The 23,610-nt window shown below is 69.6% G+C and carries 26 protein-coding genes; 15 read left to right on the top strand and 11 right to left on the bottom strand.

All coding sequences use genetic code 11. The features are described 5' to 3' along the window. Positions 1–65 precede the first annotated feature (65 nt). Together metG and QTI20_RS14310 are read left to right on the top strand one after the other, a co-directional pair. Positions 66–2,162: a methionine--tRNA ligase gene (gene metG, locus QTI20_RS14315; RefSeq protein ID WP_286551767.1), complete on the top strand. Its 2,097-nt coding sequence runs from the start codon at positions 66–68 to the stop codon at positions 2,160–2,162. Positions 2,163–2,176: 14 nt separating this feature from the next. Beyond that, positions 2,177–2,383 (top strand): hypothetical protein, encoded by a 207-nt coding sequence (locus tag QTI20_RS14310; RefSeq protein ID WP_286574216.1) that lies wholly within the window; start codon positions 2,177–2,179, stop codon positions 2,381–2,383. Positions 2,384–2,395: 12 nt separating this feature from the next. Here the strand turns inward: QTI20_RS14310 and QTI20_RS14305 are convergent, their stop codons facing one another. Beyond that, a complete protein-coding gene (locus QTI20_RS14305) occupies positions 2,396–2,887 on the bottom strand; it encodes an outer membrane protein assembly factor BamE (protein WP_286551764.1) in 492 nt (163 codons plus the stop codon). 41 nt (positions 2,888–2,928) lie between these two features. Here QTI20_RS14305 and QTI20_RS14300 point away from each other — a divergent pair, with 41 nt between their 5' ends. From QTI20_RS14300 to panC, 5 genes are read left to right on the top strand one after another with little or no spacing between them, the layout of a single operon-like run. After that, positions 2,929–3,135: a DUF3460 family protein gene (locus tag QTI20_RS14300; protein WP_219209125.1), complete on the top strand. Its 207-nt coding sequence runs from the start codon at positions 2,929–2,931 to the stop codon at positions 3,133–3,135. 58 nt (positions 3,136–3,193) lie between these two features. Next, positions 3,194–3,991, top strand: a complete 798-nt coding sequence (locus tag QTI20_RS14295; protein WP_183025099.1) for a segregation and condensation protein A — start codon at positions 3,194–3,196, stop codon at positions 3,989–3,991. 10 nt (positions 3,992–4,001) lie between these two features. Next, on the top strand, positions 4,002–5,579 hold the full coding sequence (gene nadB / locus QTI20_RS14290; protein WP_286551759.1) for an L-aspartate oxidase: 1,578 nt from the start codon (positions 4,002–4,004) through the stop codon (positions 5,577–5,579). A 60-nt stretch (positions 5,580–5,639) separates the two neighbouring features. Further along, a complete protein-coding gene (gene panB, locus QTI20_RS14285; protein ID WP_286551758.1) occupies positions 5,640–6,527 on the top strand; it encodes a 3-methyl-2-oxobutanoate hydroxymethyltransferase in 888 nt (295 codons plus the stop codon). 13 nt (positions 6,528–6,540) lie between these two features. Further along, complete coding sequence (gene panC / locus QTI20_RS14280) at positions 6,541–7,371, top strand: pantoate--beta-alanine ligase (RefSeq protein ID WP_286551756.1); 831 nt, start codon at positions 6,541–6,543, stop codon at positions 7,369–7,371. A gap of 3 nt (positions 7,372–7,374) precedes the next feature. Here panC and pabB read toward each other — a convergent pair whose 3' ends face one another. The 7 genes from pabB to QTI20_RS14245 all read right to left on the bottom strand — a co-directional run bounded on the left by pabB (position 7,375) and on the right by QTI20_RS14245 (position 13,526). Then, positions 7,375–9,126, bottom strand: a complete 1,752-nt coding sequence (gene pabB / locus QTI20_RS14275) for an aminodeoxychorismate synthase component I (protein WP_286551753.1) — start codon at positions 9,124–9,126, stop codon at positions 7,375–7,377. After that, complete coding sequence (gene nadA / locus QTI20_RS14270) at positions 9,126–10,238, bottom strand: quinolinate synthase NadA (protein ID WP_286551751.1); 1,113 nt, start codon at positions 10,236–10,238, stop codon at positions 9,126–9,128. Before nadA ends, pabB begins: the two co-directional genes overlap by 1 nt. 6 nt (positions 10,239–10,244) lie before the next feature. Further along, complete coding sequence (gene nadC, locus QTI20_RS14265; protein WP_286551747.1) at positions 10,245–11,123, bottom strand: carboxylating nicotinate-nucleotide diphosphorylase; 879 nt, start codon at positions 11,121–11,123, stop codon at positions 10,245–10,247. Positions 11,124–11,154: 31 nt separating this feature from the next. After that, complete coding sequence (locus QTI20_RS14260) at positions 11,155–12,189, bottom strand: NAD(P)H-dependent glycerol-3-phosphate dehydrogenase (RefSeq protein ID WP_286551744.1); 1,035 nt, start codon at positions 12,187–12,189, stop codon at positions 11,155–11,157. Between the two features lie 24 nt (positions 12,190–12,213). Further along, entirely contained in the window at positions 12,214–12,672 is a 459-nt protein-coding gene (gene secB / locus QTI20_RS14255) for a protein-export chaperone SecB (RefSeq protein WP_286551742.1), read from the bottom strand. A gap of 107 nt (positions 12,673–12,779) precedes the next feature. After that, the gene (gene grxC / locus QTI20_RS14250; RefSeq protein ID WP_183025072.1) at positions 12,780–13,040 is read right to left on the bottom strand and encodes a glutaredoxin 3; all 261 of its coding nucleotides are present in this window, start codon (positions 13,038–13,040) and stop codon (positions 12,780–12,782) included. A 66-nt stretch (positions 13,041–13,106) separates the two neighbouring features. Next, complete coding sequence (locus QTI20_RS14245) at positions 13,107–13,526, bottom strand: rhodanese-like domain-containing protein (RefSeq protein ID WP_183025071.1); 420 nt, start codon at positions 13,524–13,526, stop codon at positions 13,107–13,109. Positions 13,527–13,620: 94 nt separating this feature from the next. Between QTI20_RS14245 and gpmA the strand changes: the two genes are divergently transcribed. The 3 genes from gpmA (at position 13,621) to QTI20_RS14230 (ending at position 16,670) form a co-directional block, all read left to right on the top strand. Then, positions 13,621–14,364: a 2,3-diphosphoglycerate-dependent phosphoglycerate mutase gene (gpmA, locus tag QTI20_RS14240; RefSeq protein ID WP_183025070.1), complete on the top strand. Its 744-nt coding sequence runs from the start codon at positions 13,621–13,623 to the stop codon at positions 14,362–14,364. Between the two features lie 79 nt (positions 14,365–14,443). Continuing rightward, positions 14,444–15,886: a S41 family peptidase gene (locus QTI20_RS14235; protein WP_286551739.1), complete on the top strand. Its 1,443-nt coding sequence runs from the start codon at positions 14,444–14,446 to the stop codon at positions 15,884–15,886. Between the two features lie 34 nt (positions 15,887–15,920). Next, entirely contained in the window at positions 15,921–16,670 is a 750-nt protein-coding gene (locus QTI20_RS14230; protein ID WP_286551738.1) for a HesA/MoeB/ThiF family protein, read from the top strand. Positions 16,671–16,682: 12 nt separating this feature from the next. Here QTI20_RS14230 and QTI20_RS14225 read toward each other — a convergent pair whose 3' ends face one another. Then, on the bottom strand, positions 16,683–18,704 hold the full coding sequence (locus tag QTI20_RS14225) for an AsmA family protein (protein ID WP_286551737.1): 2,022 nt from the start codon (positions 18,702–18,704) through the stop codon (positions 16,683–16,685). A gap of 303 nt (positions 18,705–19,007) precedes the next feature. On the opposite strand from QTI20_RS14225, the gene QTI20_RS14220 reads away from it, so the two are divergent. Next, positions 19,008–19,406: a response regulator gene (locus QTI20_RS14220; RefSeq protein WP_286551736.1), complete on the top strand. Its 399-nt coding sequence runs from the start codon at positions 19,008–19,010 to the stop codon at positions 19,404–19,406. A 55-nt stretch (positions 19,407–19,461) separates the two neighbouring features. On the opposite strand, the gene QTI20_RS14215 is transcribed toward QTI20_RS14220, so the two are convergent. Next, positions 19,462–20,094: a response regulator gene (locus tag QTI20_RS14215; protein WP_183025065.1), complete on the bottom strand. Its 633-nt coding sequence runs from the start codon at positions 20,092–20,094 to the stop codon at positions 19,462–19,464. Positions 20,095–20,226: 132 nt separating this feature from the next. On the opposite strand from QTI20_RS14215, the gene QTI20_RS14210 reads away from it, so the two are divergent. The 4 genes from QTI20_RS14210 (at position 20,227) to QTI20_RS14195 (ending at position 22,992) form a co-directional block, all read left to right on the top strand. After that, complete coding sequence (locus tag QTI20_RS14210; RefSeq protein ID WP_286551730.1) at positions 20,227–21,582, top strand: CHASE3 domain-containing protein; 1,356 nt, start codon at positions 20,227–20,229, stop codon at positions 21,580–21,582. Between the two features lie 170 nt (positions 21,583–21,752). After that, a complete protein-coding gene (locus QTI20_RS14205; protein ID WP_183025064.1) occupies positions 21,753–22,127 on the top strand; it encodes a hypothetical protein in 375 nt (124 codons plus the stop codon). A gap of 39 nt (positions 22,128–22,166) precedes the next feature. Next, entirely contained in the window at positions 22,167–22,547 is a 381-nt protein-coding gene (locus tag QTI20_RS14200) for a hypothetical protein (RefSeq protein WP_286551728.1), read from the top strand. Next, a complete protein-coding gene (locus QTI20_RS14195) occupies positions 22,537–22,992 on the top strand; it encodes a hypothetical protein (protein ID WP_286551725.1) in 456 nt (151 codons plus the stop codon). Before QTI20_RS14200 ends, QTI20_RS14195 begins: the two co-directional genes overlap by 11 nt. Before the next feature lie 77 nt (positions 22,993–23,069). Here the strand turns inward: QTI20_RS14195 and QTI20_RS14190 are convergent, their stop codons facing one another. Further along, entirely contained in the window at positions 23,070–23,591 is a 522-nt protein-coding gene (locus tag QTI20_RS14190) for a BON domain-containing protein (RefSeq protein ID WP_286551724.1), read from the bottom strand. Between the last annotated feature and the right edge of the window lie 19 nt (positions 23,592–23,610).

Here is a 23,610-nt window from a genome sequence, read left to right as displayed (position 1 = left end):
CTCCCGCCGCCGCAGCGCACGTCGTGCTGCGCGCCGACATGGACTCTCCCAGAAAGCGCCCTTCGATGCCTCAGCGCAAGCTCTTCGTCACCACCGCCCTGCCCTACGCCAACGGCAAGTTCCACATCGGCCACATCATGGAGTACATCCAGGCCGACATCTGGGTGCGGGCGCAGCGAATGCATGGCGCCGACGTGAACTTCGTCTGTGCCGACGACGCGCACGGCGCGGCCATCACCATCGCGGCCGACAAGGCCGGCGTGACGCCGCAGGCCTTCGTGGCCGAGATCGCGGCCGGTCGCAAGCCCTACCTCGACGGCTTCCACATCGCCTTCGACAACTGGAGCTCGACCGATTCGCCCGAAAACCACGACCTGGCACAGGCCATCTACCGCGACCTGCGCGACAAGGCCGGCCTGATCGAGACGCGCAGCGTCGAGCAGTTCTACGACCCCGAGAAGGGCATGTTCCTGGCCGACCGCTTCATCAAGGGCGAGTGCCCGAAGTGCCACGCCAAGGACCAGTACGGCGACAACTGCGAGGTCTGCGGCGCCGTGTACGCGCCCACCGAGCTGATCAACCCCTACTCGGCGCTGTCGGGCGCCAAGCCCGAGCTGCGCAGCTCCGACCACTTCTTCTTCAAGCTGTCGGACCCGCGCTGCGAGGCCTTCCTCAAGGAATGGACCACCGCGCCCGGCCACGTGCAGCCCGAGGTGCAGAACAAGATCCGCGAGTGGCTCTACAAGGACAACGAGGGCAAGGGCGGCCTGGGCGACTGGGACATCAGCCGCGATGCGCCCTACTTCGGCATCGAGATCCCCGATGCGCCGGGCAAGTACTTCTACGTGTGGCTCGATGCCCCCGTGGGCTACCTGGCCTCGCTCAAGAACCTGCTCGACAAGCGCTGCATCGAACTCGGCGGCGACGGCATCTCCTACACCGAGTACATGGCCGATCCCGAGCTCGAGCAGGTGCATTTCATCGGCAAGGACATCATCACCTTCCACACGCTGTTCTGGCCCGCAATGCTGCACTTCAGCGGCCGCAAGGCGCCCAACGCCGTGTACGTGCACGGCCACCTCACGGTCAGTGGCGAGAAGATGAGCAAGAGCCGCGGCACCGGCATCGACCCGCTCAAGTACCTGTCGACCGGGCTCAACCCCGAGCACCTGCGCTACTACCTCGCGGCCAAGCTCAGCGGCCGCAACGAGGACATCGACTTCAACCCCGACGACTTCGTCGCGCGCGTCAACAGCGACCTGGTGGGCAAGTACATCAACATCGCGAGCCGCGCGGCGGGCTTCATCGGCAAGCGCTTCGGCGGCAAGCTGGGCACGGTGTCGGAAGACGGCGCGGCCCTGCTCGCGGCCCTGCGCGCCGAGGCCGAGGCCCTGCGCGTGCTGTACGACGGTCGCGACACCGCGCGCGCGCTGCGCGACACCATGGCGCTGGCCGACCGCGTGAACGAATACGTGGATGCCAACAAGCCCTGGGAACTGGCCAAGAAGGAAGGCATGGAGGCGCGGCTGCACGACGTGTGCACGGTCTGCATCGAGGCCTTCCGCCTGCTCACGCTCTACCTCAAGCCCGTGCTGCCGGCGCTGGCGAAGAACGTCGAGAGCTTCCTCGCCATCGAGCCGCTGCAGTGGCGCGATGCGGCCACGGCCCTGCCCGCGGGCCACGCGATCGGCGACTACAAGCACCTGACGCAGCGCGTCGACCCGAAGCTGCTCGACGCGCTGTTCGAGCCCGCCGAAGCGGCCCCCGCCGCCGCCGAGGCACCGGCCGCCGATGCGCTGCCGGGCGGTGAAGCCATCGCACCGACCATCACCATCGACGACTTCGCCAAGATCGACCTGCGCATCGCGAAGATCGTGGCCTGCGAGAAGGTCGAGGGCTCGACCAAGCTGCTGCGCCTGACGCTCGACGCGGGCGAAGCGAGCACGCGCAACGTGTTCAGCGGCATCGCCTCGGCCTACCAGCCCGAGCAGCTGGTGGGCAAGCTCACGGTGCTGGTCGCCAACCTGGCGCCGCGCAAGATGAAGTTCGGCATCAGCGAAGGCATGGTGCTGGCCGCGAGCCATGCCGACGAGAAGGCCCATCCTGGCATCCACGTGCTCGAACCGTGGCCGGGCGCTGTGCCCGGCATGCGCGTCCGCTGAACCGAGGCCCCGCCATGACGCTGCTGCGCGCCGTTCTTTGCATCGTGCTCGTGGGCACACTGAGTGGCTGCGCAGTGGTCGCTGTGACCAGCACCGTGGTCGGCGTGGGCGCCTCGGCGGTCGGGCTGGCGGCGGATGCGGTGGTGGGCACGGTGCGCATCGGCGGCAAGGTCATCGGCGCCACGGCCGATGCGGTGATTCCGGGCGGCGGCGCCCCCTGAACCGGCAGGCGCTCAGGGCGCCTCGGTGCCCCGGTCGGGCGAGGAGCCGCTGCGCAGCACGCGCTGGTCGTCGTTGAGCACCGCGGTGAAGACCATCGGCGCATTCGGCGGCTGCACCCAGCGCCATTCCCATTCGGTCTCGCGCTTGAGCGCATAGGGCGTGACCTTGGCCGGCTTGCCCAGCAGCCGGCGCAGTTCTTCCATCGCCATGCCGGGCTGCACCTTGGCGAAGTTCTGCGGCGTGAGCACCTGGCGCAGCGCGCTCATGCGGCCGTCGGCGCCGATGGTGATCATGTAGTTCTTCTGGCCCTGGGGCTGGCGGTTGTACTCGAAGACCCGGCCGGCCGGGCTGTCCCAGACGTTCTCCGGCGTGCCGAAGCGGGCCCGCACGTCGGCCTCGGTCGCCACGCCCTCTTCCAGCTCGCGGATCGCCTGGTTGTCGCAGGCGGCCAGCGCCAGCAGCAGGCTCAAAACCAGCGCCTTGCCCCATTTTTCGCATGCCATGTCGCTGCCCCCGTAAAATCGCGCACCAAAGGTCCCAGTCTATGTCCATCTTCAACCGCCCCCACTACACCTCCGACGCCACCCAGTTCATCGACGAACTCAAGCGCAAGAAGCCCTCGCTCGAGGCGGAACAGCGCGCCGGACGTGCCCTGCTGTGGGACAAGAAGCTCGACCGCAGCCAGCTCGACGAGTACGGCCAGGCCCGCGTGCCGCAACAGCCCTACGTCTACCAGACCCAGGCCAAGTAAGCCGGTGCGCAAGCAGGCTGCCGCCCCGCCGGACGACAGCGAACCGGTGCTCACCGCCATGCCCGAGGTGGTGGACCAGGTGGCGCTGGCGCGCCTGTACGGCGAGCCGCTGTTCGCGCTGCCCAACGACCTGTACATCCCGCCCGAGGCGCTGCAGGTCTTCCTGGAGGCCTTCGAGGGGCCGTTGGACCTGCTGCTCTACCTGATCCGCAAGCAGAACTTCAACATCCTCGACATCCCGATGGCCGGGCTGACGCGCCAGTACCTGACCTATGTCGACCAGGTGCGCCAGACCAACCTCGAACTCGCCGCCGAGTACCTGCTGATGGCGGCGATGCTGATCGAGATCAAGTCGCGCATGCTGCTGCCGCCCAAGAAGGTGGCCGACGGCGAAGAGGCCGAGGACCCGCGCGCCGAACTCGTGCGCCGCCTGCTCGAGTACGAGCAGACCAAACTGCAGGCCGCCTCGCTCAACGCCATGCCGACCTACGGCCGCGACTTCTGGAAGGCACAGGTCTACATCGAGCAGTCGCTCAAGCCGCGCTTCCCCGAGATGAACGTGGTCGACCTGCGCGAGGCCTGGGCCGACATCCTCAAGCGCGCCAAGCTCGTGCAGCACCACAAGATCTCGCGCGAGGAACTCAGCGTGCGCGAGCACATGAGCGTGGTGCTGCGCCACCTGCAGGGACGCCAGTTCGTGGAGTTCGAGAAGCTCTTCGACGTCTCGCGCGGCGCCCCGGTGCTGATCGTGACCTTCATCGCGATGCTCGAGCTGGCCAAGGAAACGCTGATCGACATCACCCAGGCCGAGGCCTTCGCGCCCATCTACGTCCGCCTGGCCTATTCCCCCGTTTGAAGACTTGACCATGGCGCCGCACGATTTCGATGTGCTGATCGTCGGCAGCGGCCTCGCCGGCCTCTCCGCCGCACTGCACCTGGCCCCCACGCACCGCGTGGCCGTGCTCACCAAGCGGGCGTTGAACGACGGCTCCAGCGCCTGGGCACAGGGCGGCATCGCGGCCGTACTGGCCGCGGGCGACAGCTTCGACGCCCATGTGGAAGACACGCTGGTGGCCGGCGCCGGCCTCTGCGACCCCGAGGCCACGCGCCTCGTGGTCGAGGGCGCGCCCCAGGCCATCGGCTGGCTGCGCGAACTGGGCGTGCCCTTCTCGGAAGAAGACGGCGACCTGCACCTGACGCGCGAGGGCGGTCACAGCCAGCGCCGCATCGTGCATGCCACCGACGCCACCGGCGCGGCCGTGCAGCAGGTGCTGATCGAGCGCGTGCGCCGCACGCCGAACATCACGCTGTTCGAGCACCACACGCTGGTCGACCTGGTCACCGGCCCCAAGCTCGGCCTGGCCGACCCGGCCTGCGTGGGCCTCTACGCGCTCGACGACGCCACCGACGAGGTGCTGGCCTTCCGCGCGCCGCACACCATCCTGGCCACGGGCGGCGCGGGCAAGGTCTACCTCTACACCACCAACCCCGACACGGCCACCGGCGACGGCATCGCCGCGGCCTGGCGCGCGGGCTGCCGGGTGTCGAACATGGAGTTCATCCAGTTCCACCCGACCTGCCTCTACCACCCGCATGCCAAGTCCTTCCTGATCAGCGAGGCGGTGCGGGGTGAAGGCGGGCTGCTCAAGTTGCCTGACGGGACGCGCTTCATGCCCACCCACGACGCGCGCGCCGAGCTTGCGCCGCGCGACGTGGTGGCGCGCGCCATCGACTTCGAGATGAAGAAGCACGGGCTGGACTGCGTCTACCTGGACATCTCGCACCAGCCGGCCGCCTTCCTGCAGGAACACTTCCCCAACATCCTCGCGCGCTGCGCCGAGCTGGGCATCGACATCACGCGCGAACCCATCCCGGTGGTGCCGGCCGCGCACTACACCTGCGGCGGCGTGCTGAGCGACCTCGCCGGGCGCACCGATGTGCCCGGCCTCTACGCCATCGGCGAAACCGCCTGCACCGGCCTGCATGGCGCCAACCGGCTGGCCAGCAACTCGCTGGTCGAATGCATGGTGTTCGCGCGCGCCGCGGCCGACGCGATCGCCATGGCGCCCGTGCATGCACGGGCCGAACTGCCCGCCTGGGACGACAGCCGCGTCACCGATGCCGACGAGGCGGTGGTGATCTCGCACAACTGGGACGAGCTGCGTCGCTTCATGTGGGACTACGTGGGCATCGTGCGCACCAACAAGCGCCTGGAGCGCGCGAGCCACCGCATCGCGCTGCTGCAGGCCGAGATCCAGGAGTTCTATGCCAACTTCCACGTCACGCGCGACCTGCTGGAGCTGCGCAACCTGGTGCAGGTGGCCGAACTGATCGTGCGCTCGGCCCAGGCCCGCCACGAGAGCCGCGGCCTGCACTTCAGCCGCGACTATCCTTCGCTCGCCGAACCGACCGCACCGACGGTGCTGACGCCCACCGCGGGCTAGCGTCCCTTCTCTTCAACCGAGGATGCCCGGCCACCGACGCCCGCAGGAGAAAAGCCAACCATGTCGACCCCGCCACAGCCCCAGCCCGAGACCGCATCGCCCTACGGCACGCTGCCGCCCGCCTCGCAGCCGGCCGCGCGCAAGCCAGTGAGCCTGCCGCGCATCGCCGACATGCATGCGCGCGGCGAGAAGATCGCGATGCTGACCGCCTACGACGCCACCTTCGCCGCCATGGCCGATGCCGCGGGCATCGACTGCCTGCTGGTCGGCGATTCGCTGGGCATGGTCTGCCAGGGCCTGAACAGCACCGTGGGCGTGAGCCTGGACACCATGCGCTACCACACCGACAGCGTGTCGCGCGGCCTGCGCCGCGTGCAGGGCACGGCCTGGCTGATCGCCGACCTGCCCTTCGGCAGCTACCAGGAATCGCGCGAACAGGCGCTGCGCAGCGCCACCGTGCTCATGCAGGCCGGCGCCCACATGGTCAAGCTCGAAGGCGGCGGCTGGACCACCGAGACCGTGCGCTTCCTGGTCGAGCGCGGCATCCCGGTCTGCGCCCACCTGGGCCTGACGCCGCAGACCGTGCATGCGCTGGGCGGCTACCGGGTGCAGGGCAAGGGCGATGCCGGCGCGCTGCTCAAGCAGCAGGCGCATGCCTTGCAGGACGCGGGCGCGGCCATGCTGGTGCTCGAGATGGTGCCGGCCGCGCTGGCGGCCGAGCTCACGGCCGAACTGACGCACTGCGCCACCATCGGCATCGGCGCCGGCCGGGCCACCGCGGGCCAGGTGCTGGTGCTGCACGACATGCTGGGCATCAACCTCGGCAAGATGCCGAAGTTCGTGCGCAACTTCATGGCCGATGCGCCGGGCGTGCTGCCCGCGCTGCAGGCCTATGTCCGCGCCGTCAAGGACGGCAGCTTCCCCGACGATCGACGCCACGCCTGGTAAGAGGTTCTTCATCATGCACATCGCACGCACCATCCCCGAACTGCGCGAGCACCTGGCCGCCTTCCGGCGCCCCGCCTTCGTCCCCACCATGGGCAACCTGCACGACGGCCACCTGGCCCTGGTCAAGCAGGCCAAGCCGCTGGGCGACGTGACGGTAGCGAGCATCTTCGTGAACCGCCTGCAGTTCCTGCCACACGAGGATTTCGACACCTACCCGCGCACCTGGGACAGCGACTGCGAGAAGCTGCGCACGGCCGGCTGCGACGTGCTGTTCGCGCCCGACGAAAAGGCGCTCTACCCCGAGCCCCAGACCTGCAAGGTGCACCCCGACCCGGCCCTGGCCGACCTGCTCGAAGGCCACTTCCGACCCGGCTTCTTCATCGGTGTGTGCACCGTGGTGATGAAGCTCTTCAGCTGCGTGCAGCCGCGGGTGGCGGTGTTCGGCAAGAAGGACTACCAGCAGCTGATGACCATCCGCCACATGGTGCGGCAGTTCGCGCTGCCGATCGAGATCGTGGGCGGCGAGACCTTCCGCGCCGCCGACGGCCTGGCGCTGTCCTCGCGCAACGGCTACCTCAGCGAGACCGAACGCGCCGAGGCGGTGCAGCTGTCGAAGACGCTGCAGGCCATGGCCGCGGCCGTGCGCGAAGGCGAGCGCGACCTGGCGGCGATCGAGGCGCGCGCGATGCAGACGCTGACGGCCCGCGGCTGGCAGCCCGACTACCTGGTGCTGCGCCGCCGGGCCGACCTGCTCGCCCCCTCGGCCGGCGAGCCGCTGGTGGCGCTGGCCGCGGCGCGGCTGGGCAGCACACGGCTGATCGACAACCTGGAAATCGACACCTGAGGCTCAGTCCAGATCGGCCTCGATCCAGCCGCGCAGGCTGTTGACGAAGGCCATGGCCTGCACGCGCGGCAGGTCCTCCACACGCACCACGGCCTCGACGAGGCGCCCCTCGGCCAGCGCCTGCGCGCGGCCGATGCCGCCCAGCAGGCCGCAGCGCAGCGGCGGCGTGACCCAGCGGCCGTCGCGCTGCAGCGCGATGTTGCCGCGCGTGGTCTCGGTGAGCTCGCCGTGCCGGTTCCACAGCAGCGTGTCGAACACGCCCGCGCGCGTGGGCGCGAAGGCCTCGTAGTGCGCGCGCCGCGTGGTCTTGAAGCGCACGAACTCGCTGTCGGCCGCCTCGAAGGGCCGGTCGGCCAGCTGCAGCCGCACGCGCGCGGGCGCGGCGTCCTGCGCGAAGGCCTGGGCCTGGGCGCGGCCTTGCGCATCGAGCAGCAGGCGCACGCGCCACAGGCCCTGGGGATGGGCCGCGCGCAATGCATCGAGGCGCTGCGCCACGGCCTGTGCGTCCCAGGGATAGGCGAAGTGCGCGGCCGCCGCCGCCATGCGCGCCAGATGGGCCTCGGCATGGCGCAGCTGCCCGTCTTCCAGTGCCAGCGTCTCCAGCAGTTCGAAGGGCGCGCTCGCGCGTTCGAGGAAGGCGCGCTTGTGGCGCCATTCCTGCCATTCGCCGTCGGTGCCGGCATCGGCCGTGATGCCGCTGCCGATGCCGCAGCGGGCCGCGCCGCCCTGCAAGGTCACGGTGCGGATCGGCACGTTGAAGGTGGCCGCGCCGCCGGGCTGCACCACACCCACGGCGCCGCAGTAGATGCCGCGGGGGGCGGGTTCGAGGTCGCGGATCAGGCGCATCGCCGCGACCTTGGGCGCGCCCGTGACCGAGCCGCAGGGGAAGAGCGCGGCGAACAGGTCGGCCAGGCTGCAACCGGCGCGCGTGCGCGCCTCGACGTCGGAAGTCATCTGCCACACGGTGGGCAGGGCCTGGGTGTGGAACAGCCGCGGCACGCGCACCGAGAAAGGCTCGGCCACGCGCGACATGTCGTTGCGCAGCAGGTCGACGATCATCACGTTCTCGGCCCGCTCCTTGGCCGAACTGCGCAGCCAGGCCGCGGCCGCGGCGTCCTCCTCGGCCGTGGCGCCGCGCACGGCCGTGCCCTTCATGGGGCGGGCCAGCAGGCGCCGCTCGCGCCAGTCGAAGAACAGTTCGGGCGACACCGACAGCAGCTGCTCGTCGCCCGCATCGATGAAGGCCGCGTAGCCGCCGGGCTGGGCGCGCTGCAGGGCCGCGAACAGCGCGTGCCGCGCGTCGTCCGAGAGCGCTCCGGGCAGCGCCTGCAGGGGCGCCGTGTAGTTGAGCTGGTAGAGCGCGCCGGCCGCGATGGCCCGGTGGATCTCGGCCATCGCGCGGTCGAAGGCGGGCCGCGTCAGCGTGTCTTCCCACTGCAGCGAGGGCGCGGCCTCTTCGGCCGGCGCGGGCCACGGCCGGGTGCCGTCATGCACGCCGAACCAGGCCAGCGGACCGTCCGCGGCATGCACCGCCAGCGCGGGATCGAAGGCCGATGCGGCCTCGTAGCGCAGGTAGCCCACGCACCAGCGGCCCTGCCGCGCGTGCGCCTGCACGGCGTCGAGCAGCGGCCGCACCTCGTCGGGCCTGTGCGCAACCAAGGTCTCGCGCGGCGCGCCGAAGGCATGGCGCAGGCGTGCACCGTCGGGCGACCCGGGCGTGCTGAAGTCGATCAGCGCCGAGACGCTCGCCGTCATCAGGCCGCGCCGATCCCCGCCACCAGGCTGCCGGGCGCCAGGCCCTGCTTGAGCCCGGCGGTGAAGGCCAGCATGCGATCGATCGGCACGCGGGCGCGCAGGCCCAGCGCGGGGTCGACGTGCACCTCGCCCGATCCGGTCTCGAGTGCGCGCGCCAGGTCGGCCAGGCCGTTCATCGCCATCCAGGGGCAGTGCGCGCAGCTCTTGCAGGTGCCGCCGTTGCCGGCCGTGGGCGCCTCGATGAAGGTCTTGCCCGGGTTGAGCGTGCGCAGCTTGTGCAGCATGCCGCTGTCGGTAGCGACGATGAATTCCTTCGCGTCCAGGCGCTGGGCCGCGTTCAGGATGGCCGAGGTCGAGCCCACCGCGTCGGCCAGCGCGATCACGTCGGCCGGCGACTCGGGGTGCACCAGCACCTTGGCCCGCGGGTGCTCCTTCATGAGCAGCTCGAGCTCCAGCGCCTTGAACTCGTCGTGCACGATGCAGGCGCCGTTCCAGCTGACCATGTCGGCGCCGGTCTGGCGCTGGATGTAGTCGCCCAGGTGGCGGTCCGGGCCCCAGAGGATCTTCTGGCCGGCCGCATGCAGCGCGTTGACCACGTCGAGCGCGCAGCTCGAGGTGACCAGCCAGTCGGCGCGCGCCTTCACGGCCGCGCTGGTGTTGGCGTAGACCACCACGGTGCGGTCCGGATGCCGGTCGCAGAAGGCGCTGAACTCCTCCACCGGGCAGCCCAGGTCGAGCGAGCAGTTCGCGTCGAGGTCGGGCATCAGCACGCGCTTCTCGGGCGAGAGGATCTTCGAGGTCTCGCCCATGAAGCGCACGCCCGAGACCACCAGCGTCTGCGCCGCATGGTCGCGGCCGAAGCGCGCCATCTCCAGCGAGTCGCTCACGATGCCGCCGGTGTCCTCGGCCAGGTCCTGCAGGTCGGGGTGCACGTAGAAGTGCGACACCATCACCGCGTTGCGCTCGCGCAGCAGGCGGCGGATGCGTTCCTTGAGCGCGACCCGTTCGTCGGCCGAAGGCTCGGGCGGCACGCGCGCCCAGGCGTGGCGCGTGTCGCAGACCGAGCCCTGGGCCGGTTGTTCGTAGTCGACGTCGATGACCGGGGACGACATGGCGGCTCAGCCTTCCTGGAAACGCATCGAGTAGTCGGTGGCCTTGACGTCCTTGGTCAGGGCCCCGACCGAGATCCGGTCGACGCCGGTCTCGGCCAGCGCGCGCAAGCCGTCCAGTGTGACGCCACCCGAGATCTCCAGGATCGCCTTGCGGTCTTCGCCGGCCGCATCGTTGATGCGCACCGCCTCGCGCAGCGTGGGCAGGTCCATGTTGTCGAGCAGTACCATGCGGGCCCCCGCCTCGAGCGCCTCGTGCAGCTGGGCCAGCGTCTCGACCTCGACCTCGACGAAGGCCGCCTGCGACGCCACGGGCGCGACCGCGCGCAGCGCGGCGGCCACGCCGCCGGCCGCGGCGATGTGGTTCTCCTTGATCAGCACCGCGTCGTAGAGCCCGATGCGGTGGTTCAGGCCGCCGCCGGTGCGCACCGCATACTTCTGCGCCAGGCGCAGGCCCGGCAGGGTCTTGCGGGTGTCGACGATGCGGGCCCGCGTGCCCTTCACCGCGTCGGCGTACAGCGCGGTCTTGGTCGCGACCGCGCTCAGCAGCTGCAGGAAGTTGAGCGAGGTGCGCTCGGCCGTCAGCAGCGCGCGCGCCCGGCCTTCGATCTCGAGCACCGTCTGGTCGGCGGCGCAGCGCTGGCCTTCGGCCACCTGCCAGTGGATGCGCACCGCGGGATCGAGCTGGCGCAGCGTGGCCTCGACCCAGGGCGCGCCGCAGACCACGGCCGCCTCGCGCGCCAGCACGCGGGCGCGGGCCTGGCGGTTGGGGTCGACCAGGGAGGCGGTCAGGTCGCCGTCGGCGACGTCTTCCTGCAGGGCGCGGGTGGCATCGGACAGGGCCAGCGCGGCCACGGCCGACGCCGAAAAATCAAAGCGAAGGCTCATGGCACTCGGTCTCTGTGTTCTTGTTCTGGATTCAACGAGGGGAAGCGGGGCCGGCCGAAGACGGCGACTCCGGCACCGGGTCGCGGCCGGTCAGCGCGACGACCGCATCCCGCGGGCTCACGCGGCCGTCGAGCAGCGCGACCACGCCTTCGGCGATGGGCATCTCGATGCCCAGGCCGCGCGCGCGCTGCACCACGGTGCGGGCGCAATACACGCCTTCGGCCACATGGCCCAGCGAGGCGACGGCCTGCGCCAGCGTGCGGCCCTGGGCCAGCAGCAGGCCGACCTTGCGGTTGCGCGACAGGTCGCCGGTGGCGGTCAGCACCAGGTCGCCCAGGCCCGACAGGCCCATGAAGGTCTCGGCACGCGCGCCCAGCGCGAGGCCGAAACGCGTCATCTCGGCCAGGCCGCGGGTGATCAGCGCGGCGCGCGCATTGAGGCCCAGCGCCAGGCCGTCGCACAGGCCGGTCGCGATGGCGAGCACGTTCTTGACCGCCCCGCCGACCTCGACGCCGACGATGTCCTCGTTGGCGTAGACGCGCAGCGCCGGTCCGTGGAAAGCGTCGACCAGCGCGTCGCGCACGGCCGCATGCGGGCTGGCCGCGACCAGCGCGGTCGGCCGGCCTTCGGCCACCTCCTGCGCGAAGCTCGGGCCGCTGAGCACGCCGGCGCGCAACGCGGGCGCGACCTGCGCCCAGATCTCGTGGGCCAGCAGGCCGTGGGACGTGGGGGAAGAAGGGTCGCGCGCGGGCTCGACGCCCTTGCACAGCCAGGCCACGGGCACGGTGCAGCCGCGCAGCGCAAGGAGCTGGTCGCGCAGGGCCGCCATCGGCGTGGCCACGATGACCAGGTCGGCGCCGGCGCTGGCCGTGCCGATGTCGCCGCAGCGCACCGCCAGCGCGGCCGGCAGCGCCAGCCCCGGGAGGTAGCGGGTGTTCTCACGCGCCGTCGAAATGGCTTCGGCCTGGGCGGCATCGCGCGCCCAGAGCGTGACTTCGTGGCGGGCGGCCGCATTGACGGCCACCGCCGTGCCCCAGGCACCGGCGCCATGAACGCAGATCTTCATCGGCGTTGGCGGCGTGCGGCCGGTTTACTGCGTGACGATCGGCGAAGGCTGGCCGGCGGCGGCAGCCTGCTGCTGCTCGTACATGGCCTGGAAGTTGATCTCGGCCAGGTGCACGGGCGGGAAGCCGCCGCGCTGGATCACGTCGGCCACGTTGCCGCGCAGGTAGGGGTAGACGATCTGCGGGCAGGCGATGCCCAGGATCGGACCCATCTGGTCTTCGGGCAGGTTGCGGATCTCGAAGATGCCGGCCTGCTTGGCTTCGACCAGGAACACGGTGCGGTCCTGCACCTTGGTCTGCACCGTGGCGGACACGGTGATCTCGAAGATGCCGTCGGCCACCGGCTGGGCGTCCACGCCCAGCTGGATGTCGACCGTGGGCTGTTCCTGCTCGAGCAGGATGGCCGGCGAATTGGGCTGTTCGAGCGACAGGTCCTTCAGGTAGACGCGCTGGATCTGGAACACGGGATCAGGGGTATCGGCCATGGCTCAACTTTCGAGAATCAAAACAATGCCCGCCGGGGAGAGGTTCCCGCAGCGGGCTGCAGATGAATGAGACGGCGATTATCGCCCCACCGCGAGGCACATTCCGTTCAGGCGCCCTGCAGCAGGGGCACGAGGCCGCCGCGGCCGTCGAGCGCGATCAGGTCGTCGCAGCCGCCGACGTGCGTGTCGCCGATGAAGATCTGCGGCACGGTGCGGCGCTGGGTGATCTCCATCATGGCGGCGCGCGCCTGCGGGTCGGTGTCGATGCGGATCTCCTCGATCTGCTCCACGCCCTTGGATTTGAGGACCTGTTTCGCGCGAATGCAGTAGGGGCAGACGGCGGTGGTGTACATCTTGACGGCTTGCATACGCTCTACCTTGGGGTCGATGGCGGTTTTTCAACGCCGCGCAATCCGGCTGCGCGGCCCGTGGGTTCAGGCCTTTTCCGGAGCCTTCTCGACGGGCAGGTTAGCGTCTTTCCAGCCCTTGAGTCCGCCGGCGATCACTTGGGCCTGCTCGTAGCCGAGTTTCTTGGCCACGGCCAGCGCGCGCTGGGCGCGGGCACCCGAGGCGCACATCAGCAGCACCGGCACGCCCTTGTTCTTGACCGTGGTGGGCAGCTTTTGTTCGAGCTGGTCGAAGGGCACGTTGCGGGCGCCGGTCGCGTGGCCGGCGGCGAATTCGGCCGCGTCACGCACATCGACCACCACGCCGCGCTCGCGGTTGATCAGTTGCACGGCGCCCTGCGCCGTGAGCGAGCCACCGCCGTTGCCGCGGATCAGCGGCCAGGCCAGCATGCTGCCCGAGCCGACCGCAAGGAGGATCAGCATCCAGTTGTCGACGATGAATTTCACAGGGTTCCTTGAATGGCAAACCGCCGATTTTAGAATGGCGGGTCATGCAGGCTCCTGCATTCACGCATCTCAATCTCCGCCAAAGGCCTTCCCCATGCACAAATTGGTACTGATCCGCCACGGCGAGTCGACCTGGAATCTCGAAAACCGCTTCACCGGCTGGACCGACGTCGACCTGACCGAGACCGGTGTCGAACAGGCCAAGCAGGCCGGTCGCCTGCTCAAGGCCGAGGGTTACGACTTCGACGTGGCCTACACCAGCGTGCTCAAGCGCGCCACGCGCACGCTGTGGCACACGCTCGACGAGCTCGACCGCACCTGGCTGCCGGTGGTGCACTCCTGGCGCCTCAACGAACGCCACTACGGCGGCCTGCAGGGCCTCAACAAGGCCGAGACGGCCAAGGAATACGGCGACGAGCAGGTGCTGGTGTGGCGTCGCAGCTACGACACGCCGCCGCCGGCGCTCGACGCGGCCGACCCGCGCAGCGAACGCGGCGACCTGCGCTACGCCAAGCTCGCGCCCGAGCAGATCCCGCTGACCGAGTGCCTGAAGGACACGGTGGCGCGCGTGCTGCCCTTCTGGAACGAATCGATGGCGCCCGCCATCCGCAGCGGCCGCCGCCTGGTGGTCGCGGCCCACGGCAATTCCATCCGCGCGCTGGTCAAGTACCTCGACGGCGTCTCCGACAGCGACATCGTCGGCCTCAACATTCCCAACGGCATCCCGCTGGTCTACGAGCTGGACGACGAGCTCAAGCCGCTGCGCCACTACTACCTGGGCGACGCCGAAGCGGCCGCCAAGGCCGCTGCCGCGGTGGCTTCGCAAGGCAAAGGTTGAAGATTAAGGAACCCTGGTAGAAGAATTGCTTCAAAGCTAGCTGTATATTGGCTTGACACCCGACTAGGACACTCATTACATGGGCCAGAAACTCAAGATCACCGGCTGGGTTGCAGCCGGCGCCGTGGCCGGCGTGCTGACCACCGTCTCGCTGCAGACCGTGGCACGCGGTTCGCTGGCACCCTTGCCGCTCGAGGAGCTGCAACAGCTCGCGGCGGTGTTCGGGATGGTGAAGAGCGACTACGTGGAGCCGGTGGATGAGAAAAAGCTCATCTCCGACGCGATCGCCGGCATGGTGGCCGGCCTCGACCCGCACTCGCAGTACTTCGACAAGAAGTCCTTCAAGGAATTCCGCGAGGGCACGACCGGGCGCTTCGTCGGCGTCGGCATCGAGATCGCCCAGGAAGACGGGCTGGTCAAGGTGGTGTCGCCGATCGAGGGTTCGCCGGCCTTCCGCGCGGGCCTCAAGCCCAACGACCTGATCACGCGCATCGACGACACCGCGGTGCGCGGCCTCTCGCTCAACGACGCGGTCAAGCGCATGCGCGGCGAAGCCAACACCAAGGTGATGCTGACCATCTACCGCAAGGACGAGAACCGCACCTTCCCGGTCACGATCACGCGCGAGGAAATCCGCACGCAATCGGTGCGCGGCAAGGTCATCGAGCCGGGCTACGGCTGGATCCGCCTGTCGCAGTTCCAGGAACGCACGGTCGACGACTTCGTCAAGAAGGTCGAGGAAATCTACAAGCAGGACCCCAACCTCAAGGGCCTGGTGCTCGACCTGCGCAACGACCCGGGCGGCCTGCTCGACGCGGCGGTGGCCATCTCGGCCGCCTTCCTGCCCGAGAACGTGACGGTGGTGTCCACCGACGGCCAGCTCGCCGAGAGCAAGTTCGTCTACAAGGCCGCGCCCGAGTTCTACCAGCGCCGTTCGGGCACCGACCCGCTGCGCGGCCTGCCGGCGGCGCTCAAGACCGTGCCGCTGGTGGTGCTGGTCAACGAAGGCTCGGCCTCGGCCAGCGAGATCGTGGCCGGCGCGCTGCAGGACCACAAGCGCGCCACCATCATGGGCAGCCAGACCTTCGGCAAGGGCTCGGTCCAGACGGTGCGCCCGCTGGGCCCCGACACCGGCCTGAAGATCACGACCGCGCGCTACTACACGCCCAGCGGCGCCTCGATCCAGGCCAAGGGCATCGTGCCCAACGTGCTGGTCGACGAAAGCGCCGAGGGCAGCCCCTACGCGGCCCTGCGCATGCGCGAGGCCGACCTCGAGAAGCACCTGGCCAGCGGCCAGGGCCCCGAGACCAAGGACCCTGAGCGCGAGAAGGCCCGCGACGAGGCCCGCAAGCGCCTCGAGGAAGAGGCCCGCAAGCCGCCGCAGGAACGCAAGGTGCCCGAGTTCGGCAACGACAAGGACTTCCCGCTGCTGCAGGCCATCGCCAGCCTCAAGGGCGCGCCGGTCATCGTCAGCAAGACGCAGGTGATCGTCGACAACAAGGAAGAGAAGAAAGAGAACTGAGCGCGGCCGCGGCAACGCGGCAGGCGCCAAGCGCATGGACGACGAGGCCCTGCTGCGCCATTCGCGGCACGTTCTGCTCGAGGAATACGGCTTCGACGGCCAGCAGCGCGTCGAGGCCTCGCACGCGCTGGTGATCGGCGCCGGTGGCCTGGGCTCGCCGGTGTGCCTCTACCTCGCGGCCGCGGGCGTGGGCCACATCACGCTGGTCGACGATGACACGGTCGACCTCACCAACCTGCAGCGCCAGATCGCCCACACCACGGCGCGCGTGGGCCAGCCCAAGGTCGCTTCGGCGGCCGAGGCAATGCGGGCCATCGACCCCGGCGTCCGGCTCACGCTGCATGCGCTGCGGGCCGATGCGGCCCTGCTGTCCGGACTGGTCGCCGCCGCGGACGTGGTGATCGACTGCTGCGACAACTTCGCCACCCGCCATGCGGTGAACGCCGCCTGCGTGGCCCATGGCAAGCCGCTGGTGGCAGGCGCGGCGATCCGTTTCGACGGGCAATTGAGCGTCTACGACCTGCGGGACCCCGCCTCGCCCTGCTACGCCTGCGTGTTCCCGCCCGATGCGGCCTTCGAGGAGACGCGCTGCGCGGTGATGGGCGTGTTCGCGCCCGTGGTGGGCACCATCGGCACGCTGCAGGCCCACGAGGCGCTCAAGCTGATGGCGGGCATCACCCCGTCGCTGGCCGGGCAGTTGCTGATGTTCGATGGCCGGCGCACGGCCTTCGACAGCCTCCGGGTGGCGCGCGACCCGCATTGCAGCGTCTGCGCCGGCCGCTGAGCCCGTCGCGCTTCAGGGCTGCTTGGCGCCCTTCGCCCTGGCCGCGCCGTTGGCGGCCGCGCCCGCGGTCGGCCGGTTCGCATCCGACAGCACGCCCTTGCAATCCGCATCCTCGCCGGGACCGGTCTCGATGGTCGCGGCCAGTGCCAGCAGCGGATTGATCGCGCCCAGCGCCAGCGCGGCCAGGCCACGTCCCGCGAGCGGCGCGACCTCGACGCCCCCCTTCGGGTCGCCGAAGGTGCCGCTGACCACCAGCGGCGTGCGGATCGAGAGGATGCTCTTGCTCTTGGGCTCGGGACGCACCACGAAGTCCAGCGTCTCGTTGGCCAGGTTGGCCTGCCCGCTGGCGGTGAACACGGCATTTGTGGTGTCGACCACCAGCGTGCGGCCGGTCATGAGCCCCTTGTTGACGTCGAAGGCCACGGCCGCGCAGCGCAGCTCCACGTTGCGGTCGCCGCGCAGCAGGAACTTGATGATGTCGCCGCCCACCAGCGTCGCGAACACCGGCAGCAGGTTGCCGAACTGGCCCTTGCCCGACAGCACCGCGACGTCGCCCGAGGCCCCGCCCAGCCAGCCGGCCACCGAGTTGCCGGAGCCCGAGAGATTGATGCGGCCGCCGAACTTGCCCACGCTGTTGCCGGTGGTCTCGAGCTTGGGGAACAGGCGCGCCAGCTGCATGCCGCGCAGGTCCAGCGAGGCGCGGATGTCGGCCGGGTTCTTGGCCGCGTCGATTCGGATCGCGCCGCTCAGCTTGCCCGCGGCCACGCCCAGGTCCAGCGGGTCGAGCGTGAGCACCTTGTCCTGCAGCTTCACGTGCACGCTGCCCTTGTCGAGCGGCACCTCGCGCACATTGCGGATCCGGTCGGCGCTGTAGCGCACGTCGGCATTCATCGCGCCCAGCCGCTCGAAGTCGAGCGTGGCGGTGGGCAGCACCTTGTCCTGCCCGTTGCGCTGCGGCCGCTTGACCTGCGTCACCGTCGGCGGCGGTGCGACGCCCTCCACCGCGTTGGCCGAACGGGCCGTCGGCGGCAGGCCGATCAGCGGCCCCAGGTCGTCCATGTCCATCACCTGCGAGCGCAAGGTGCCCGAGAGCATCGGCACCTTCGGGCCCTGGTCGAACTGCATTTCGCCGCCGATGTCGGACAGCCCCAGCTTGCCCTTGAGGCCCTTGACCTCCCACAGGCTCGCGCGCTTGCCGAGCTGGCCGCTGAGCGCATAGGGCGAGGTCTGCGGCAGCGCGATGCCGAGCAGGCCGTAGAGGTCGCCCAGGCTCTGGCCGCGCAGGTCGAAGGTGGCATCGATGCCGTCCAGCCCGCTGAGCGCGGCGACCGTGCCCGCGGCCTTGAGCCGGGTCTGGCCGGCGCGCGCGTCGATCTCCAGCGGGAACGGCGGCTGGCCGGTCGCGGCGAGCTGCATGACATTGCCGGTGCGTCCCTGCGCCGTCAGCGGCTGGCGCTTGTAGGTGCCCTTGATGCGGTAGCTCAGGGGCATCTCGCCCTTGCCGCTGTCATAGGCGACCTCCGCATGCAGGTCCACGCCCAGGTACGGGGCCAGGAAGTCCACGCTGCCGTTGTCGACCTGGATCTGCCCGATGGTCGGCACCGTGCCCTCGTCCGAAGTGTCCTTGCCGAGCGCCCAGGTCCGGCGACCGTCCTTCTCCATCTGCAGGCCCACCGCGGGCGCGACCATCATCAAGCGCGGGATCACGACCTTGCCCCCGAGCAGCGGCCACAGCCGCAGGTCGAGTTCCGCACGCTCCGCGCGCACCAGGTAGGGGTCGCGTGCCCAGTCGGGGTTGGCGAATTCGATGCCATCGAGCTTGACCGTGGCACTGCGCCACCCCAGGTCGACGTCGAGGTGACGCGTGATCTCGAAGGTCCGGCCGGTCTTCTCGCTGACGTAGCGGTTCACCGGGCCGCGCAGCACGTCCCAGGGAAAGAACATCACGATCAGCACCAGGATCGCGAACAGGGCCACGAAGGCCGTCACGATCCGCACGGCCCAACGCCTGCCCATCTGCTTGTTGTTCTGCATGGATCATTCCTTCTGCGGGGGGCTGGTACGGGACACGACCCCGGCGGCCCAGGCCGGCGTGCACCTTGCGAGCCTAAACGGCGATCGGCCGGCCCGGGGGTCGGTTCGGCACGGCAGCCCCTGTGGGCAGGGGCCTACGAAAGACGGCCTCGGCACCCGGACGAAGTCCTGAAGTCGGAATGCGCCTACAAGCGCCATCCTCCGGTGCTTGCACGATCGAGGGATGCCGCGGCTACGATACGGCGTGTGCCTCGACCCGCATCGCACGGCAGGGGCGGCATGGAGGGAGGGCGAGTCTTCGCCATGAACACAAGATTGAAAACCTACATCGTCGAAGACAACCTCACGATCCGCGAGAACCTCGTCGGGACGCTGGAAGAACTCACGCAGGCTGAGACCATCGGCCATGCCGAGACGGAGGCCGAAGCGCGTGCATGGCTCGCAGCGAACAAGGATGTCTGGGATCTGATCATCATCGACCTGTTTCTCAAGCAGGGCAGCGGCCTGGGCGTGCTGCAGGCCTGCGCGGCGCGCGAGCCGCGGCAGCAGGTGGTGGTGCTCAGCAACTACGCTACCCAGGACATCCGCAAGCGCTGCGCCCAGCTCGGCGCGGATGCGGTGTTCGACAAGTCCAACGAGATCGAGGCGCTGCTGGACTTCTGCATCGCGCAGTCCGCTGATCGCGCGCGCAACGGCGCCTGAGCAGTGCCCGGCCGCGCACGCCTCCCGGAGAGGCGCCCGCAGCCGGTTCGCGATCTCAGTCGATGAGCTTGTTCTTCAGCGCGTAGTAGGTCAGGTCGCTGTTCGAGGAGAGGTTCATCTTCTCCATCAGCCGCGTGCGGTAGGTGCTCACGGTCTTGACCGACAGCGACAGCGTCTTGGCGATGTCACCCGCGGTCTCGCCCTTGGCCAGCTTCAGGAACACCTGGAACTCGCGCTCCGAGAGCTGCTCGTGCGGTGCGGCGTCGTCCTTGCGGTCGAGCTGGCGCGCCAGCAGTTCGGCCACGGCCGGCGTGATGTAGCGGCGTCCCAGCGAGACGGTACGGATCGCGTTCACGATCTCGATCGGCTCGCATTCCTTGTTGAGGTAGCCGCTCGCGCCCTGACGGATCAGGTTCATCGCATAGTGCTCCTCGGGGTAGCCGCTCAGGATGAGAATGCCCACATCCGGCGCCTTGGCCCGAATCATCGCAAGCGCATCGATGCCGCTCTGACCGGGCATGGACAAATCCATCACCAGCACGTCGAGCTCCGTCGTGCGCACGAGTTCGATCGCCTCGCGTCCGGTTCCCGCCTCGCCTACGACGCGCAAATCCACATGCTCGGAGAAAAACTGCCGCAAGCCGGACCGAACGATGGCGTGGTCATCCACAATTCCGATCTTGATCATCTGTCATCCTCTTTGTTGTCGCGCACTCGTAAGTCGCGATATATCGTTCCCTGAACGGCATCGATTATTCACGAAATTGATCACAGGACCGTCAGCGGAAGCCTCTACATGCGTTGGTTAGCTTTTCCCAAGATGGCTTTGAGCCTCACCCTGGCCTTGTTGGCGGCGGTGGCGCTCGTGGGCATCAACGAAGCCGGATTCCGCCAGTCGACCCGCGCGCTGGAGGAAGTCGGCCAGGCCCAGCGGATGCGCACGGCCCTCAGCGCACTGCTGCAGAACGTGGTGGATGCGGAGACCGGCCAGCGCGGCTATTTGCTGACCGGCGAGACGCACTACCGCGAACCCTACGACAACGCGATCCGCCAGATCGACGGCCAACTCAACGTGCTGCGCGCGCTGTATGCCGACCGGCCCGAGGACAGCGCCCGGCTCAGCGTGCTCTCGACGCACGTGGCACGCAAGCTCGCCGAGATGGAGATGAGCGTGCGGCTGCGCACCAACGGCAACGAGGACGCCTGGAAGTTCGTCATCACCACCGATGTGGGCCGCGAGGAGATGGAGGCCATCCGGACCCAGGCCAATGCGCTGGTCGCCAGCAGCGATGCCGCCCTGGCGCGCGGCCAGGTGCAGATCGCGAAGTCGCTGCAGCTGGCCCGCATCGGCATCGCCGTGGTGGCCCTGGCCGCGCTGCTGGCCTTCTACCTCTACCTGCGCCAGAGCCATGCGCTGCGCTCGGCCGGCCAGCGCCAGCAGGAGGCCCTGCAGCGCGAACGCAATGCGCTCGAGACCGAGGTGCAGGATCGCACGGCCACGCTGGCCGAGCTCGCGACCCACCTGCAGGAAGTGCGCGAGACCGAACGCGGCTTTCTCGCGCGCGAACTGCACGACGAACTCGGCTCGCTGCTCACGGCCGCGAAGCTCGACGTGGCCCGGCTCAAGTCGCGGCTGGCCGACACGCCCGATGCGATCGAACGCCTGCAGCACCTGACCGAGCTGCTCAACAGCGGCATCGCGCTCAAGCGGCGGATCATCGAGGACCTGCGGCCCTCGTCGCTGTCCAACCTGGGGCTGGTCGCCTCGCTGGAGATCCTGGGCCGCGAATTCGCCGACCGCTCCGGCCTGCAGATCGAGATGTCGCTGGAGCCGGCCGTGCTCGACGAGGCACGCCAGCTCACGATCTACCGCATGGTGCAGGAGAGCCTGACCAACATCGGCAAGTACGCCGAGGCCTCGGAGGCCACCATCGTGATGAAGGACTACGGCAACCACGTGATCGTCGAAGTGGCCGACAACGGCAAGGGCTTCGAGACCCAGCGCGCGCGCCCGTCCACGCACGGCCTGGCGGGCATGCGCCACCGCGTCGAGGCCGCACAGGGCAAGCTCACGGTGGCGTCCACGCCCGGCCATGGCACCCGGCTCACGGCCATGCTGCCGGTCCGCCGCGTCGTCGCAACGCCGACGCCGGCCGGCGTGGCGCCGGGACGCTGACGTTGCTCTCCTACGAGGCCCGCGCACGGCTGCTGACAAGCCGCGGCGGACAGCGTGGCTAAGGTGGACACCAAGCTGCTCATCACGGCCCGCCAACGCCTTCCAGCGCCGGGCGGACGCCGTTACGATGGACAGGCCAAGCGCTCAATCTCCCAGAAAGGACTCTTTCCATGAACACGAAGACCGCATCGCAACTCGCCGACGAAGCCAGCCGCACCGCCAACGACGCCATCGAGTCGACCCGCGCTTACGCACAGAACGCCGTGAACGCCGCGGGCGAGAAGGTGCGCGACCTGCGCCGCGAAGCCGAGCCCAGCGTCGAACAGATCGCGGCCCGCGTGCAACAGGCCGTGCAGCGCGGCCTCGATGCCGCATCGACCACCAGCGCACGCGCCCAGCGCCGCCTGGAACAGGCCGCGGACGTGACGGGCAAGTACATCTCCGACCAGCCCGTGCGTTCGGTGCTGATCGCCGCCGCCGCCGGCGCCGCCATCACGGCGCTGATCGTGCTGGCCAGCCGCCGCGGCAACCGGGACGACTACTGAGCCGCTGACGGCCGCTGACACCGTCCCCGCTCGCGCACCATGCTTCATCCCCTCTATGCAACGGTGCTCGGGCATCCGGAGCTCATCGCCGAACACGTCGGCAACTACGCCGCCCTGATCAAGCTCGAAGCCGCGCAGGCCGGGCGCGGTCTGGGCGCGCGCATTGCCGCGGGCGTGGTGGCAGCCATCGGGCTGCTGCTGGCGCTCGGCCTGGCCGGCGTGGCCGCCATGCTCTACGGTATGGAAGGCCGCTTCCACTGGACATTGGTCGCGATCCCTGCCGGATCGCTGCTGATCGCTGCGGTCGCGGGCTGGATCGCCTGCCGTCCCATGGCCTGGAATGGACTGGCCGAGGTCCGCGCGCAGTTCGACGAAGACCTGCGTGCACTGCATGCCGCCGGAGGACGCCGTGGCGATTGACCGTGATGCCCTGACACCGCAGCAGCGCCTGGCGCTGTCGCGCCGCGCGCTGTTCCGGCAGCCCGCCCCCGTTCCCGACGAAGCCTACGACGCCCCGCTGGAAGCAGCCGAAGCCTCCGCCGCGCGCGCCGGTCAACCCATGGCCAGCGCGTTCTCGCTGCAGGGCCTGCCCTGGCTGGACATGACCCGCAGCGTCGCGCTGCGCTGGTGGCGACGGCATCCGGCCAACGCCGCATGCCAGCTGGCGCGCCCGGTGCTGCAACGCTTCGCCGAGGAGCGTCCCGGCCGCCTGATGGCCGTGGCCGCCGGCACCGGCGCCCTGGTGGTGCTGGTCAAGCCATGGCGCCTGCTGTCCGTCACTGCGGTGCTGGCGATGCTGCTCAAGACCTCGGACGTGGCCGACATGGTGACCACGCTGATGCAGCGCGACGACGACCGGCGCTGAGCCCCTCCCCCGACCCCATTGAAAAAGCCCGGCATGCCGGGCTTTTTCAATGGGTGCGGAAGATGCGGAAAGCGGCCCTACATGGCCCGCACTTCCAATTGGTTGTCGACCTGGCTCACGCCGGTCACGCCGCGCGCGATGGTCTCGGCCCGTGCCTTCGCCTCGGCGCTCGGCGCCGGGCCGCGCAAGGTCACCTTGCCGCCCTGGGTACCGACGTCGATGCGGGTGGCGCTCAGGGCCGGGTCCCTGGCCAGGCCGGCGGACACGCTGGCGGTGATGGTGGCATCGCTGACCCCCGCGGAGACGGCCGCACCGGTCTCCTTGGCGGCTTCCTTGATCCGGTCGAGGCCCTGCTGCATCGCGGGCTCCGAAGCCTTCACCTTGGCGCCCGCCTCGCGGGCCAGGGCCTCGGTGCGCGCCGCCGCTTCGGTCGCGGCCTGCTGGGTGCGCGCGATCGCGGAATCCACTTTCTGGCCCGCGCTGCGTTCGTCGCTCTTGTTGCAGGCGGCCAGCGCAAGCAAAAGGCCCAGCAGCGCAAAGCGTGCCAGGCCCGGAATTCGCCCGCGCGGCGCCCCGTGGAAATGCATCGGGGAGTTCATCGCACTGTCCTTTCAGACG

This window comes from Variovorax sp. J2P1-31, assembly GCF_030317215.1.
Taxonomy (GTDB): Bacteria; Pseudomonadota; Gammaproteobacteria; order Burkholderiales; family Burkholderiaceae_C; genus Variovorax.
Note: the sequence above shows the minus strand (reverse complement) of the source record. Positions and strands in the feature narration are given on the sequence as shown.

Bases quoted from the DNA above. Each gene is read 5' to 3' on its own strand.
- QTI20_RS14295 (WP_183025099.1), top strand. From the start codon at position 3,194: ATGCCCGAGGTGGTGGACCAGGTGGCGCTGGCGCGCCTGTACGGCGAG.
- nadA (WP_286551751.1), bottom strand. From the start codon at position 10,238: ATGTCGTCCCCGGTCATCGACGTCGACTACGAACAACCGGCCCAGGGC.
- grxC (WP_183025072.1), bottom strand. From the start codon at position 13,040: ATGCAAGCCGTCAAGATGTACACCACCGCCGTCTGCCCCTACTGCATT.
- QTI20_RS14215 (WP_183025065.1), bottom strand. From the start codon at position 20,094: ATGATCAAGATCGGAATTGTGGATGACCACGCCATCGTTCGGTCCGGC.
- QTI20_RS14210 (WP_286551730.1), top strand. From the start codon at position 20,227: ATGGCTTTGAGCCTCACCCTGGCCTTGTTGGCGGCGGTGGCGCTCGTG.
- QTI20_RS14230 (WP_286551738.1), top strand. From the start codon at position 15,921: ATGGACGACGAGGCCCTGCTGCGCCATTCGCGGCACGTTCTGCTCGAG.
- QTI20_RS14310 (WP_286574216.1), top strand. From the start codon at position 2,177: ATGACGCTGCTGCGCGCCGTTCTTTGCATCGTGCTCGTGGGCACACTG.
- gpmA (WP_183025070.1), top strand. From the start codon at position 13,621: ATGCACAAATTGGTACTGATCCGCCACGGCGAGTCGACCTGGAATCTC.
- secB (WP_286551742.1), bottom strand. From the start codon at position 12,672: ATGGCCGATACCCCTGATCCCGTGTTCCAGATCCAGCGCGTCTACCTG.
- QTI20_RS14225 (WP_286551737.1), bottom strand. From the start codon at position 18,704: ATGCAGAACAACAAGCAGATGGGCAGGCGTTGGGCCGTGCGGATCGTG.
- metG (WP_286551767.1), top strand. From the start codon at position 66: ATGCCTCAGCGCAAGCTCTTCGTCACCACCGCCCTGCCCTACGCCAAC.
- nadB (WP_286551759.1), top strand. From the start codon at position 4,002: ATGGCGCCGCACGATTTCGATGTGCTGATCGTCGGCAGCGGCCTCGCC.
- panC (WP_286551756.1), top strand. From the start codon at position 6,541: ATGCACATCGCACGCACCATCCCCGAACTGCGCGAGCACCTGGCCGCC.
- QTI20_RS14200 (WP_286551728.1), top strand. From the start codon at position 22,167: ATGCTTCATCCCCTCTATGCAACGGTGCTCGGGCATCCGGAGCTCATC.
- nadC (WP_286551747.1), bottom strand. From the start codon at position 11,123: ATGAGCCTTCGCTTTGATTTTTCGGCGTCGGCCGTGGCCGCGCTGGCC.
- QTI20_RS14300 (WP_219209125.1), top strand. From the start codon at position 2,929: ATGTCCATCTTCAACCGCCCCCACTACACCTCCGACGCCACCCAGTTC.
- panB (WP_286551758.1), top strand. From the start codon at position 5,640: ATGTCGACCCCGCCACAGCCCCAGCCCGAGACCGCATCGCCCTACGGC.
- QTI20_RS14220 (WP_286551736.1), top strand. From the start codon at position 19,008: ATGAACACAAGATTGAAAACCTACATCGTCGAAGACAACCTCACGATC.
- QTI20_RS14260 (WP_286551744.1), bottom strand. From the start codon at position 12,189: ATGAAGATCTGCGTTCATGGCGCCGGTGCCTGGGGCACGGCGGTGGCC.
- QTI20_RS14235 (WP_286551739.1), top strand. From the start codon at position 14,444: ATGGGCCAGAAACTCAAGATCACCGGCTGGGTTGCAGCCGGCGCCGTG.
- pabB (WP_286551753.1), bottom strand. From the start codon at position 9,126: ATGACGGCGAGCGTCTCGGCGCTGATCGACTTCAGCACGCCCGGGTCG.
- QTI20_RS14305 (WP_286551764.1), bottom strand. From the start codon at position 2,887: ATGGCATGCGAAAAATGGGGCAAGGCGCTGGTTTTGAGCCTGCTGCTG.
- QTI20_RS14205 (WP_183025064.1), top strand. From the start codon at position 21,753: ATGAACACGAAGACCGCATCGCAACTCGCCGACGAAGCCAGCCGCACC.
- QTI20_RS14190 (WP_286551724.1), bottom strand. From the start codon at position 23,591: ATGAACTCCCCGATGCATTTCCACGGGGCGCCGCGCGGGCGAATTCCG.